The sequence below is a fragment of the Methylobacterium sp. 1030 genome, from assembly GCF_040544715.1.
Lineage (GTDB): Bacteria > Pseudomonadota > Alphaproteobacteria > Rhizobiales > Beijerinckiaceae > Methylobacterium.
Window position 1 is genome coordinate 304,861 of sequence record NZ_JBEPKM010000005.1, and the last position, 13,191, is coordinate 318,051.

The 13,191-nt window shown below is 71.7% G+C and carries 11 protein-coding genes; 6 read left to right on the top strand and 5 right to left on the bottom strand.

Annotation, left to right across the window (positions count from 1 at the left end):
• Positions 1-83: 83 nt before the first annotated feature.
• A complete protein-coding gene (hemC, locus tag ABIC30_RS09510; protein ID WP_020091968.1) occupies positions 84-1,007 on the top strand; it encodes a hydroxymethylbilane synthase in 924 nt (307 codons plus the stop codon).
• A gap of 10 nt (positions 1,008-1,017) precedes the next feature.
• Positions 1,018-1,929: a PhzF family phenazine biosynthesis protein gene (locus ABIC30_RS09515; RefSeq protein ID WP_051123722.1), complete on the top strand. Its 912-nt coding sequence runs from the start codon at positions 1,018-1,020 to the stop codon at positions 1,927-1,929.
• Positions 1,930-1,979: 50 nt separating this feature from the next.
• Here ABIC30_RS09515 and ABIC30_RS09520 read toward each other — a convergent pair whose 3' ends face one another.
• The 4 genes from ABIC30_RS09520 to ABIC30_RS09535 all read right to left on the bottom strand — a co-directional run bounded on the left by ABIC30_RS09520 (position 1,980) and on the right by ABIC30_RS09535 (position 6,381).
• Positions 1,980-2,108: a hypothetical protein gene (locus ABIC30_RS09520; RefSeq protein ID WP_020091966.1), complete on the bottom strand. Its 129-nt coding sequence runs from the start codon at positions 2,106-2,108 to the stop codon at positions 1,980-1,982.
• A gap of 22 nt (positions 2,109-2,130) precedes the next feature.
• Complete coding sequence (locus ABIC30_RS09525; RefSeq protein WP_026604757.1) at positions 2,131-3,201, bottom strand: phytoene/squalene synthase family protein; 1,071 nt, start codon at positions 3,199-3,201, stop codon at positions 2,131-2,133.
• On the bottom strand, positions 3,182-4,705 hold the full coding sequence (locus tag ABIC30_RS09530) for a phytoene desaturase (RefSeq protein ID WP_020091964.1): 1,524 nt from the start codon (positions 4,703-4,705) through the stop codon (positions 3,182-3,184). The genes ABIC30_RS09525 and ABIC30_RS09530 overlap by 20 nt, the downstream gene beginning before the upstream one ends.
• A 74-nt stretch (positions 4,706-4,779) precedes the next feature.
• Positions 4,780-6,381, bottom strand: coding sequence for a hypothetical protein (locus tag ABIC30_RS09535; RefSeq protein ID WP_106735906.1), 1,602 nt, complete (start codon positions 6,379-6,381; stop codon positions 4,780-4,782).
• Between the two features lie 279 nt (positions 6,382-6,660).
• Between ABIC30_RS09535 and fcl the strand changes: the two genes are divergently transcribed.
• The 3 genes from fcl to ABIC30_RS09550 all read left to right on the top strand — a co-directional run bounded on the left by fcl (position 6,661) and on the right by ABIC30_RS09550 (position 9,434).
• Positions 6,661-7,632 (top strand): GDP-L-fucose synthase, encoded by a 972-nt coding sequence (fcl, locus tag ABIC30_RS09540; RefSeq protein ID WP_020091962.1) that lies wholly within the window; start codon positions 6,661-6,663, stop codon positions 7,630-7,632.
• A 77-nt stretch (positions 7,633-7,709) separates the two neighbouring features.
• Positions 7,710-8,732, top strand: a complete 1,023-nt coding sequence (locus tag ABIC30_RS09545; protein ID WP_020091961.1) for an SGNH/GDSL hydrolase family protein — start codon at positions 7,710-7,712, stop codon at positions 8,730-8,732.
• 3 nt (positions 8,733-8,735) lie between these two features.
• On the top strand, positions 8,736-9,434 hold the full coding sequence (locus ABIC30_RS09550; RefSeq protein WP_020091960.1) for a GDSL-type esterase/lipase family protein: 699 nt from the start codon (positions 8,736-8,738) through the stop codon (positions 9,432-9,434).
• On the opposite strand, the gene ilvD is transcribed toward ABIC30_RS09550, so the two are convergent.
• Entirely contained in the window at positions 9,435-11,264 is a 1,830-nt protein-coding gene (gene ilvD / locus ABIC30_RS09555) for a dihydroxy-acid dehydratase (RefSeq protein ID WP_354454773.1), read from the bottom strand. It abuts the gene before it with no gap.
• Positions 11,265-11,391: 127 nt separating this feature from the next.
• On the opposite strand from ilvD, the gene ade reads away from it, so the two are divergent.
• Positions 11,392-13,113, top strand: coding sequence for an adenine deaminase (ade, locus tag ABIC30_RS09560; RefSeq protein ID WP_020091958.1), 1,722 nt, complete (start codon positions 11,392-11,394; stop codon positions 13,111-13,113).
• Positions 13,114-13,191 lie beyond the last annotated feature (78 nt).

Here is a 13,191-nt window from a genome sequence, read left to right on the forward strand (position 1 = left end):
CCGAAACCGGTTGACGGAATGTGGCCTGCCGCCGCGCTCGGTCTATAAGGCAGTGTCTCGTCCAGCGAAGCGATCCGGAACAGATGTTGAACCGCCCCCTGCGCATCGGCACCCGCGGCTCTCCGATGGCGCTCGCGCAGACCGGGATGGTGCGCGACCGGATCGTGGCGGCCAATCCGGGCCTCGAGACCGAGCTGGTGGTCGTGACCACCGTGGCCGACAAGATCCTGGACCGGCCCCTGTCCGAGATCGGCGGCAAGGGCCTGTTCACCAAGGAACTCGAGCAGGCCCTGTTCGCCGGCGAGGTCGACGTCGCCGTGCATTCGATGAAGGATGTGGAGACCTGGCTCCCCGACGGTCTCACCATCGCCTGCATCCTCGCGCGCGACGACCCGCGGGACGCGTTCCTGTCGCCGCACGCCGACGGACTGGCGGGGCTGCCGGCCGGCGCCCGGGTCGGGACCTCGTCGCTCCGCCGCGGCGCGCAGGTGCTGATGCGACGGCCCGATCTCCGAGTGGTCCCGCTGCGGGGCAACGCCAACACCCGGATGCGCAAACTCGAGGCCGGCGAGTGCGACGCGACGCTCCTCGCCATCGCGGGCCTGGAGCGCCTCGGCCTGGAGAGCATGGCGCGCAGCGTCCTGTCGGTCGAGGAGATGCTGCCGGCCGTGGCGCAGGGCGCCCTGGGCATCGAGTGCCGCTCGGACGACGCGGCGATCCGCGACCTCCTGGCGCCCATCGCCTGCGCGCGGACCACCATCGCGGTCTCGGCCGAGCGGGCGCTGCTCGCGGAACTCGACGGATCCTGCCGGACGCCCATCGCCGCCCTGGCGCAGATCGACGGGGACACTCTGCGGATCGACGGGCTGCTGTTCCTGCCCGACGGCAGCCGCCACTGGGCGGCGTCCCGGCAGGGACCCGTCGCGGAGGCGGAGCGGATCGGCCGCGAGGCGGGCGCGGCCCTCAAGGCGGCGGCCGGCGACACCTATACCCGCCACCTCCAGTGAGGGCCGGCCGATGCCCCGCGTGACTGTGGTCGACGTCTTCACGCACGCCGGCACGGGCGGCAATCCCTGTCCCGTCGTCTCCGACGCGCGGGCCCTCGACGCGGAGGCCATGCGGGGCGTCGCCCGGCGGTACGGCCACGAATCGGGCTTCGCGCTGCCGGCCGATGACCCGGCCCACGATCTGCACCTCCGCTTCTTCGTGCCGAACCACGAGATGGAGATGTGCGCCCACGCCACGATCGGCGTCCTGTGGGTGCTCGCCCGCGAGGGGCGCCTCCCGGACGGGTCGGTCCGCATCGCCACCGGCAGCGGTTCCGTAACGGGGTTCGTCAGCCCGCGCGGCGCGGATGCTTGGAGCGTCGCGATCACGCAGTCGGTCGGCCGCGTGCGGCCCCTGACGGACGAGCAGATCGCCGCAGCTCAAGCGGCGCTCGGAATCGGGCGCGACGCCCTCGCTGCGCGGCCGGTCCACAACGCTGTGACGTCCCGGATCAAGACGCTCGTGCCGATGCGCGACTCGGCGGCGCTGAACGCCCTCGCGCCCGCAAGCGATGCCGTCGAGGCTGCCTGCACGCGGATCGGGTCGACCGGGCTCTACCCCTACGCCGTGCTCGACGGCCCGGCCCGGCTGTTCGAGGCGCGGCAGTTTCCCCGCGCCTCCGGCTATCCCGAGGACGCCGCCACGGGCATCGCGGCCGCAGCCCTGGCCTTCGGGCTGTTGCAGGACGGCCTCATCGAGCCGGACGACCGTCCGATCCGGATCCTGCAGGGTCGGGCTATGGGCCGCCTGTCCGAGATCCGGGTGCGGCTCGGCTTCGTGGACGGCCGCCCGGTCGGGTGCCTGCTGGAGGGCGACGTCGCGCTCGCCGAATCCGCCGACCGCGTGACCGCGACGGATGAGGGCGGCCGGATCGCGGGGTAGTGGCTCACCGCGCCGTCACGGCCCGGAGGCCGCCGTCGGTAACCGTGGCCTCAATCCGCCTTGCCGTCCCGGTCGCGGCGGATGCTGCGGCGGACCGCGATGAGCTGCCAGACCCCGACACCCAGCGCCAGGGCGAAGACGAGTCCGATATCGAGGGCGGCGAACAGCCCGTCGCGCACCGATGAGCCTCCGCCGCGTCGATCAGGACGGTGCGGAGCGGCCGAACGCCTCGCGCTCGCGCATCCGCTCGATCAGGTCGAGGACGTGCACGACCCGGCCGCCGACGTCCCACCAGGGCCGCAGCGCCGGGCGCGCGCGCATCGGCAGGACCGGCTCGGCCGCCACGGCCTCGATCAGGAACGCCGTCTCGGGAAGCGGGGCCGCGCCGAGGCCGGCCGCGTCCGCGGGCGTTCGGATCGCGCGGACGATCAGGGCGAGCTTCCGCGCCGTCGTGACCCGGGCGCGGTGGCGGACCGAATCGTAGCCCTGCGCCGCGACGACCCGGCCGATCTCGGCGTAGATCAGCCCCGCCGCCCGGATCGAGGGCCGGCAGCCGCGTGGCAGCACCGCGATGCCCGCCTCGGCGCGCGCGTAGAGGCTGTCCGCCTCGGCGAGGAGGCGGGCCACCACGCCGGCCAGGGCCGGGCTCGGCCGCGGATCGGCGAGGAACGCGTCCGGATCGAGCCCCGCCTCCCGCATCCAGTCCAGTGGCAGGTAGAGGCGGCCCATCCGCGCGTCCTCGCCGACGTCGCGCGCGATGTTGGTGAGCTGCATCGCGGCGCCGAGATCGCAGGCGCGGGCCAGCGCGTCGGGACAGCGGGTCCCCATGATCAGGGACATCATCGCCCCGACCGAGCCCGCGACCCGGGCAGCGTAGGCGTGGAGCGCCCCGAGATCGGCGTAGCGCCGGCCCTCGGCGTCCCAGGCGAAGCCCTCGATCAGCGCGCGCGGCAGCGCTTCCGGAATCGCGTGGGCCGCGACGATCTCCGCGAAGGCGCGGTCCGCCGGGGCGTCGGCGGGACGGCCCGCATAGGCCTGACCGATCCGGGCCTCGAGACGCGCCACGGCGCCGCGCCGGTCGGCCGGGCTCGCCGCATCGTCGACGAGATCGTCGGACAGCCGGCAGAAGGCGTAGAGGCCGTAAGCCGCCTCGCGCATGTCGGCCGGCAGCAGCTGGCCGGCCGCGAAGAAGCTCTTCGAACCGGCCCGGATCGCCATCCGGCAGGCGGTCCGGTCGGCCGCGGCGGCGAATTCAGGCGGTAACGCGGGCATCGGGGACCACGCTGTCGAGGATGCGGGCGGAGGACAGCACCCCGGGGAGGCCGGCCCCCGGATGCGTGCCGGCGCCCACGAGGTAGAGGTTGCGGACTGCGCTCGACCGGTTGTGCGGACGGAACCAGGCCGATTGCGTCAGCACCGGCTCCAGGCCGAATCCGGAGCCCCGGTAGCTCAGGAAATCGTCCTGGAAATCCAGCGGCGTCGTCACCTTCGAGGTCACGATGGCCTCCGACAGGCCAGGCATCACGCTCGCCTCGAGCAGGGCGGCGATCCGGCGCCGGTACGGTTCGGCGAGGGTCTGCCAATCCTGGCCGCCGGCGAGGTTCGGCACCGGGGCCAGCACGTAGAAGGCGTCGCATCCCGGTGGGGCGAGGCTCGGATCGGTGGCGGTCGGACGATGCAGGTAGAGGCTCGCGTCCTCGGCCAGCACCTTGCGGTCGAAGATGTCGGCGAGCAGGCCGCGGTATCGGGGCCCGAGCAGGATCGTGTGGTGATCCACCGCCGGGTAGCGCCGCTTGGTGCCGAAGTACCAGACGAATAGTCCCATCGACGAGCGGGCTCGCTGGAACCGCCCCGGGCTCCAGCGCTGCGCCTCCGGAAGCAGGCGCGCGTGCGTCACGGCCGAATCGGCGTTGGACACCACGACGTCGGCCGCGATCGTCTCGCCGCTGGTCAGGTCGACGCCGGTGGCCGCCCCCGCCTCGACCCGGATGCGCGCGACCTCGACGCCGAGGCGCAGGCGGCCGCCCTGCGACCGGATCAGCCGCACCAGCCCGTCGACCAGCTGCCCCGTACCGCCCATCGCGAAGTGAACGCCCCAGCGCCGCTCGAGGTCGGCGATCAGGCAGTAGATGGCGCTGGCCCGGAACGGGTTGCCGCCGATCAGGAGCGGATGGAAGCTGAAGACCGTGCGCAGCCGCTCGTCGCGGATGAAGCGCGCCACCACGTCGTGCACCGAGCGGTGTCCCGAGAGGCGCAGCAGGTCGGGCGCGATCTTGAGCATCGCGCCGACGCTGCCGAACGGCACGTGTCCGAGCTGCTCGAACCCGATCCGGCAGACGGCGCGGCTGTGCGCCATGAAGCGCTCGTACCCCGCGACGTCGTCCGGCGCGAAGCGGGCCACCTCGGCGCGCATCCGGTCCACGTCGCCGCTGTAGGCGAAGGACGTGCCGTCGGCGAAGCGGATCCGGTAGAAGGGATCCATCGGCACCAGCGTCACGTCGTCGGCGAGCCTGCGGCCGGCGAGCTGCCACAACTCCTCGAAGAGCTGGGGCGCGGTGACGATGGTCGGACCGGCGTCGAAGGTGAAGCCGTCCTGCCGGTGGACGCGGGCCCGTCCCCCGGGCTGCGCGAGGCGCTCCAAGACGGTGACGCGATAGCCGCGCGCGCCCAGCCGGACCGCCGCGGCGAGACCGCCGAAGCCCGAGCCGACCACGACGGCGTGCGGGCGCCGATCGATCTCTTGCGCAACCCGATGGTCGACCGCGAGTGTCAGCATTGCTTGACACTATCGCGGTCCTTTCACGCTGCGCAAGGACGAAATCAGGCGCGTCCCTGGTGATGATGGCCCTGTCAGAATTCGCCCGCGAGGCCGGCGCGGACACCGACGGCGTTGTCGCCGCCGTAGGCCACGCCCGCGGTCACCGCGATCGGGACGCAGCAGGTCGGCAACCGGTGCGCCACAGCGAGACCGCCGGCCCACTCGCCCCGGTAGGTCGCTCCGTTGGTGGCCCAGGTCGTCTTGCCCGGCGCCGACGGCATCGGCGCGGTCGCCATCGCGATGGCCATGGCGACGCCCTGCCGGGCCTCCTTGCGGGTCTGGATGGCGTAGCGCTGGACCGAGTCGGTCTTGGCTTCCAGGTTGTTGACCTGCGCCTGCACCGAATCGATCCGGTTGCCGAGGCCGGCGATCGTCGACGGTCCGTAGGCCGAGGCCGCGAGGTTACCGTTCGCGTCCGTGGTCACGAAGGCCGTCGCTCCGCTCTGGGCGGCGGCGCTCGCCTGCGAGGCGATGCCGGCCAGCGTGTAGGTGTTCGCGGAATTGCCGATCGCCACCTGGTTGGCCTGGGTCGTCTTCACGTTCGCGCCGATCGCGATCGTGTTGGCCTGATTGGCGGCCGCCCCGTTGCCGAGCGCGACGCTGTTGTTGCCGGCCGCCGAGGCGGCCGCACCGATGGCGGTGGATCCGGTCCCGGTCGCGCCGGCGACGAAGCCCAAGGCGGTGCTGCCGGCTCCGGACGCCGCGGAGGCCGTGCCGATCGCCGTTCCGCCGAGGCCCTGCGCGCTGGCCGCGTAGCCGAGGGCGACGCTGCCGGTGTTGGCCGCGCTGGCGCCCGTGCCGACCGCGGTCGAGGCCGTCCCGGCCGCGCTCGAACCGTAGCCCACCGCCAGCGCGTCGCTGCCGACGGCGATCGGCGCGGCCTGGTTGCTGGTGTTGTTCGCGGCGACGCCCGTGACGCTCGTGAGCTGCGAGAGCCTCAGCTCGTTGATGACGGTCTGCCCCTGGGACTGCGTCACGTTGCCGGTGATGATGTAGATGCCCTGATTGGACCCGCCACCAGTACCACCACCACCGGTTCCGCCTCCGCCGGTCCCACCCCCGCCGGTGCCGCCGCATGTGCCGCAGCCGCCCGTTCCGGTCCCTCCCGCGGTTCCCAGGGTCAGACCGGTGCCGAGCAGCCCGTCTCCCGGACCGGTCGTGCCGACGAGCACGCCGGTCCCGAGCACACCCCCGCCGGTGGTCCCGACGTTGAGCCCCGTTCCGAGGACGCCGGTCCCGGGAGCGGTGGTGCCGACCGTCACGCCGGTGCCGAGCACGCTGCCGCCGGTCGTGGTCCCGACATTGACGCCGGTCCCGAGGACGCCGGTCCCGGGATTGGTGGTGCCGACCGTGACGCCCGTGCCGAGAAGCCCGCCATTGGTCGTGCCGACATTGAGGCCGGTTCCGAGCACGCCGCTGCCGGGGCTGCTCGTGCCGATCGTGAGCCCGGTGCCGAGGATGCCATTCGTGGTTGTATCCAGCGCGCCGCGCAGGAGCTGCGCCTGGGCGGGTGTCGCCAGGGCCGTGCAGAGCAGGAGCCCGGCCGCGATCGGGATCGCGCGGGCGGCGCCCGGACGGAGGACAGCGATCGTCGCAGTCCGCGGCGTAACCGGGACGACGGTCAAGGGACGCATCTGGAACTCCATTGCTGCGCGGCCGGGGAGCGATTCCGATCCGGCCCTGCAACCCGTTGGTCGGCAAGCAGGAACGAGATGCAGCTTCTGGTAGAATGATTAACGCTAACTTTCAGTTGTATTTGGTTTCGTCGTTTCCCGTACAATGACGCGGTTCGCGGAGGCCGGCGTGCGCCCCGTGGCCCGCCTCAGAAAACGCGTGTTTGCGCGGCGATATCGCGCCGCAAAGGGGCTATAGGGGCTTGGAAATCCGAGCTTTCGGCAGGGAACGGACGCGTGATGGACGGTCGAGGTCAGACCATTTTCGTGGCGGGCCATCGCGGCATGGTGGGCTCGGCGATCGTGCGTCGCCTGCGTGAGCTCGGTCACGAGCGGATCCTCACGGCCGACCGCCGAACCCTCGACCTCCTCGATCAGGCCGCGGTCCGGCGCTTCTTCGCCGAGAACCGCATCGACCAGGTCTACCTCGCCGCCGCGCGCGTCGGCGGCATCCACGCCAACAACACCTACCCGGCCGAGTTCATCCACGAGAACCTGCTGATCCAGTCGAACCTGATCGACGCCGCGCACACGCACGGCGTCGACCGGCTGCTGTTCCTGGGCTCGTCCTGCATCTACCCGAAGCTCGCGCCCCAGCCGATGCGCGAGGACGCCCTGCTGACCGGGCTGCTCGAGCCGACCAACGAGCCCTACGCGATCGCCAAGATCGCGGGGATCAAGATGTGCGAGAGCTACAACCGGCAGTACGGGCGCCGCTATCGCAGCGTGATGCCGACCAACCTCTACGGCCCGAACGACAACTTCCATCCCGAGAACGCCCACGTGCTGCCGGCGCTGATGCGCCGCTTCCACGAGGCGAAGCGGGAGGGTCTGGCGAAGGTCACGGTCTGGGGCACCGGCCGGGCGATGCGCGAGTTCCTGCACGTCGACGACATGGCACGGGCCAGCGTCTACGTGATGGAGATGGACGACGCGGTCTACGCCGCGAACACGCGCCCCGACCTGTCGCACATCAACGTCGGGACGGGTGAGGACTGCACCATCCGTCAGCTCGCCGAGGCGCTCGCGCGGGTGATCGGCTACGCGGGCGAACTCGCGTTCGATGCGACCAAGCCCGACGGGACGCCGCGCAAGCTGATGGACGTGTCGCGGCTGCGGGCGATGGGCTGGCGGCCGGAGATCGCCCTCGAGGACGGCCTGCGCCAGACCTACGGCTGGTTCCTGGAGAACCACGCGACGCTGCGGAGCTGACCGGGCCCGCCGTCGCGCCGCCCGGCTCACCGACCATCGCACAGCCACCGGGCATCCGCCCGGCGAGGAGACGGACCATGGCCCACCGGCCGCCCGACGACAGCGCGGACGCGCGACGGCGGAAGTTCCTGCAGAGCTTCCAGAATTTCGACGCGAACAGCCGGTTTCCCGCGCCCTACGCGCAGTTCGCCGGGAAGCCGCTGACCGAGGCGTCCGGTCAGGGCTGGCGCTACGACGCCCTCGGGTATCGCAACGACGCGCACGCGGACGCGCGGCCGCCCTCCGAAACGCTGCGGGTCTTCGTCGTCGGCGACAGCACGCTGATCGACGGCCAGGTCTTCGCCGACACCGTGCCCGGACGGCTGGAGACCGGGCTGAAGCAGGTGCACGGACCCGGCGCGCGGGTCTACAATTTCGGCGCGGTCTCGGCCTGTCTCAACCAGATGATCGCCCTGATCACGACGCGGCTGATGGACCTGCAGCCCGACGTCATCCTGGTCGTCGGCGGCGCGACCGACATCTTCCAGCCTTGGAGCTTCGATCCGCGGGCCGGCGTTCCCTACAATCACTTCGCGAACGAGAGCCTCTACGACTACTTCTTCGACCCGAGGAAATCCGCCGAGGACGCGGAGGACCTGTCGTATGACGGCTTGCAGGCGATGATCTTCAATCGCCTCGAGAACCTGCGCGCGCTCACGAACTGGCAGTCCGACATCTGGGAATGGGAGGGGGTGCGGCAGTTCGAGCTGGCGCTCAGGCGCCTCGCGCGGCTCGCGCCCGGGATCGGCGCGCCGGTCCGGTTTCTCCTGCAGCCGACGGTCGTCCGCAAGGGGACGCTCGCGGGTGCGGAGGCCGGCGCCGCGTCCGGCGCGTTCCTCGCCTATCTCGACCGCCAGTACGAGCGCTTCGAGAATGTCCTCGGGCGGCTGGACACGGCCGACCGGGCCTTCGCGGCGCGGAACCTGAGCCGGCTGTTCGAGGCCGACACCCGTGCCCTGTTCACCGACATCGTCCACGTGACTTCGGAGGGGCGCCAAGTGATGGCCGACCGTCTCCAGGCGGAGGTGGTCGAGACGGTCGGGGCGGCGACGGCCGCCTGAGCCATGGCCGAACCGATCGTCTTCGTCGGCGACTCGATCACGGAGCTCTGGGGCTTCCACCGGGCCGGCACTTTCGAGGCCTACGGCCTCATCCCCCGTGGCGGCTCCGGCCAGACGGCGCGCTGGATCACCATGCGGTTCGCCCGCGACCTCGCGGAGACCGGCGCCCGGGGCGTGCATCTCCTGTGCGGCGTCAACGATATCGGCCGCAACGAGGGTGTCTTCGTCCCGGTCGAGGAGATCTGCCGCACGCTCGCCGGCATGCTCGACGAGGCCCGCGCCCTGGGCGTGAAGGCCTGGATCGGCTCGCTCACGCCGGTGGACGGCATCCCGTGGAACCCGGAGGTGCGGGACGCCCCCGCCATGATCGCTGCGGTCAACGCGTGGCTCCGGGACCACGCCCACGAGCACGGCGCGACGTTCGTCGATTACCACGCCGTGCTGGTGTCCGAGTCCGGTGGGCTCCGGCCGGATTACGGGACGGACGGGCTCCACCTGAGCCCGGCCGGATACGCGGCGATCGAGCCGTTGATGCTCCGGGCGCTGGGGCGCATCCCGGATGCCCCATCCGCCCCTGCCCTGTCGGTGAACGGTTCGCCCGCGAACACGGCCCGGTCCGTCCGCGCGCGCCTCATCGGCGCCGCGGTGGCGGCGGCGGCCCTGTTGGCCGCCATCGCCGCCCTGGTCCTCGAACTCCGCTGATCAGACCCGGCGCACCGCGCCGTGCGCCGCGCTCGTCGTGAGCATGGCGTAGGCGCGCAGGGCCGTGCTCACCTTCCGCTTGCGCGGCTTCGCCGGCTGCCAGCCCGCCGCCTCCTGAGCGGCCCGCCGCTGGTCGAGCTCCGCCGTCTCGACATCGAGGTGGATGCGCCGGTTCGGGATGTCGATGGCGATCCGGTCGCCGTCCCGCACGAGGCCGATGAGGCCGCCCTCGGCCGCCTCGGGCGAGACGTGCCCGATGGACAGGCCCGACGACCCGCCGGAGAACCGCCCGTCGGTGACGAGGGCGCAGGCCTTACCCAGTCCCTTCGATTTCAGGTAGCTCGTCGGGTACAGCATCTCCTGCATGCCGGGGCCGCCGCGGGGGCCCTCGTAGCGGATCAGCACCACCTCGCCGGCTGTGACCTTGCCGTTGAGGATGCCGTCGACGGCCGCGTCCTGGCTCTCGAACACGCGGGCGGTGCCCGTGAAGGTCAGGATCGAGGCGTCGACGCCCGCGGTCTTCACGATGCAGCCCTGCTCGGCGAGATTGCCGTAGAGCACGGCGAGGCCGCCATCCTGCGAGTAGGCGTGCGCCGCGTCGCGGATGACGCCGCCCTCCCGGTCGAGGTCGAGCGCGTCGAAGCGCGATTCCTGGCTGAACGCCACCTGGGTCGGCACGCCGCCCGGGGCCGCGCGGTAGAAGGTCTGGACCGAGGCGGCCGGTTCGCCGCGCACGTCCCAGCGGGCGAGCGCCCCGCCGAGCGTTCCGGCCGAGACGTTTCCGACGCCGGTGTCGATCAGGCCGGCCCGGTCGAGCTCGCCCAGGATCCCCATGATGCCGCCCGCCCGGTGGACGTCCTCCATGTGGACGTTGGCTACCGCCGGGGCGACCTTGCACAGCACCGGCACCCGCCGGGACAGCCGGTCGATATCGGCCATGGTGAAGGGCACCTCGCCCTCGTGGGCGGCGGCCAGCAGGTGCAGCACCGTGTTGGTCGAGCCGCCCATGGCGATGTCGAGGGTCATGGCGTTCTCGAACGCCTGGAAGCTCGCGACCGCGCGCGGCAGCACGCTGGCGTCGTCCTGCTCGTAGTGGCGGCGGGCCAGATCGACGATCAGATGGCCGGCCTCGACGAAGAGGCGCTTGCGGTCGGCGTGGGTGGCGAGCACCGAGCCGTTGCCCGGCAGCGCCAGACCCAGCGCCTCGGTGAGGCAGTTCATCGAGTTCGCCGTGAACATGCCCGAGCAGGAGCCGCAGGTCGGGCAGGCGGAGCGCTCGATGACGGCGACGTCCTCGTCGGAGATCCGGTCGTCGGCCGCCGCGATCATCGCGTCGACGAGGTCGACCTTCCTGGCGATGCCCGGCAGCTGCACCTTGCCGGCCTCCATTGGGCCGCCCGAGACGAAGACGGTCGGGATGTTGAGGCGCAGCGTCGCCATCAGCATGCCGGGGGTGATCTTGTCGCAGTTCGAGATGCACACCATCGCGTCGGCGCAGTGCGCGTTGACCATGTACTCGACGGAATCGGCGATCAGCTCGCGGGACGGCAGCGAGTACAGCATCCCATCGTGGCCCATCGCGATCCCGTCATCGACCGCGATGGTGTTGAACTCCTTGGCGACGCCGCCGGCCGCCTCGATCTCCCGGGCGACGAACTGGCCGAGGTCCTTCAGGTGGACGTGGCCCGGCACGAACTGCGTGAAGGAGTTCACCACCGCGATGATCGGCTTGCCGAAATCCGAATCCTTCATGCCGGTGGCGCGCCAGAGGCCGCGGGCACCGGCCATATTGCGGCCGTGGGTGGTGGTGCGTGAGCGATAGGCAGGCATCGAGAGCTTCGACTGGTTCAAAGGTGAAGGGCTTCTGCGCCCGCGCCCGCGCATCCGCAAGCGTCGCCGGGAGACCGGCACCCGTGGCATGCTTCTGGCGGATGGCAGGAGGGAGGGGCGGATCGCGATGACACAGGTGGATTTCCTCCGGCGCGCGATCGCGCAGGGTCAGGGCCGGGCCGAAGCCGATCTGGTCCTGAAGGGCGGCCACTTCCTCGACCTCGTCACCGGCGACCTCGTCGCCTCCGACATCGCGATCTGCGGCGACTGGATCGTCGGGACCTTCGGGCGGTATCGCGGCACCCGGGAGATCGACGTGTCCGGCAAGGTCGTGGTGCCGGGCTTCATCGACACGCATTTCCACGTCGAGTCGTCGCTGATGCCGCCGCAGGAATACGAGCGGTGCGTCCTGCCGCACGGCGTCACCACCGGGATCTGCGACCCGCACGAGATGGCCAACGTGCTCGGCACCGACGCCTTCACGTGGTTCCTCAGATCCTCCGAGACGCTGGCGATGGATCTGCGGGTGCAGCTCTCGTCCTGCGTGCCGGCCACCGACCACCTGGAGACCTCGGGCGCCCGGATCGAGGCGCAGGATCTCCTGCCCTTCGCGACGCACCCGAAGGTGATCGGCCTCGCCGAGTTCATGAACTTCCCGGGCGTGCTGGCGGGCGATGCGGGCGTGCTGGACAAGCTCGCGGCCTTCCAGGGGCGGCACATCGACGGGCACGCGCCGCTCCTGCGCGGCCTCGCGCTCAACGGCTACATCGCGGCGGGCATCCGCACCGAGCACGAGGCGACATCGCCCGAGGAGGCCCGCGAGAAGCTGTCGAAGGGCATGACCGTGCTGATCCGCGAGGGCTCGGTGTGCAAGGACCTGCACGCCCTCGCGCCGATCCTGACCGAGCGGACGGCGCCGTTCCTGGCCTTCTGCACCGACGACCGGAATCCCCTCGACATCGCCGAGGAGGGGCACCTCGACTTCGTCATCCGCACGGCCATCGCCCTCGGCGTGCCGCCGCTGGCCGCCTACCGGGCGGCCTCCTGGTCGGCGGCCCGCGCCTTCGGGCTGCACGACCGGGGCCTCGTCGCGCCCGGCCAGCGCGCCGACCTCGTGGTGCTCGACGATCTCGCCGCCTGTGCCGTGTCGCAAGTCCTCAGCGCGGGCCGGCCGGTGGACGCCGCGCTCTTCGACGCGCGCGCGTCGATCGAGCCGATCGGCCGCCGGAGCGTGCGGGCGCGGCACGTGACGGCCGCCGACTTCGCCGCTCCGGGCTCCGGGCCGTCGACGCCGGTGATCGGCGTCGTGCCCGGCAAGATCATCACCCTGCGGCACGACCTGACCCTGCCCTATTCCGGCGGCGAGCGCCGGATCGACCTCGACCAGGACGTCATCAAGGTCGCGGTGGTCGAGCGCCACGGCCGGACACAGCCGGGCGCGCGCGGCGTCGGGGTCGCGTTCGTGAAGGGGTTCGGCCTCAAGCGCGGCGCCATCGCTTCGTCGGTCGGGCACGACAGCCACAACATCACGGTGGTCGGGGCGGACGATGCCGACATGGCCGTGGCGGTAAACCGGCTCGGCGCGATCGAGGGCGGCTTCGTGGTGGTCGAGGGCGGCCGGGTGCTGGCCGAGATCGCGCTGCCGGTCGCCGGGCTCATGAGTCTCATGCCGTTCGACGCCATCCGCCGCTCGCTCGTAACCTTGCGCGACGCGGCGCGAAGCCTGGAGGTCGTCCTCCCGGAACCCTTCCTGCAGGTGGCCTTCCTGCCCCTGCCGGTGATCCCCCACCTGAAGATCACCGATCGAGGGCTCGTCGATGTCGACCGCTTCGCGCTGATCGATCCTTGAAATTAGATTGCGCGCAATCTAAATGGGCTGTGCGGAGGCGAGTCGGCGCCTACATGCCGGCGGCATCCCCAAACCGGA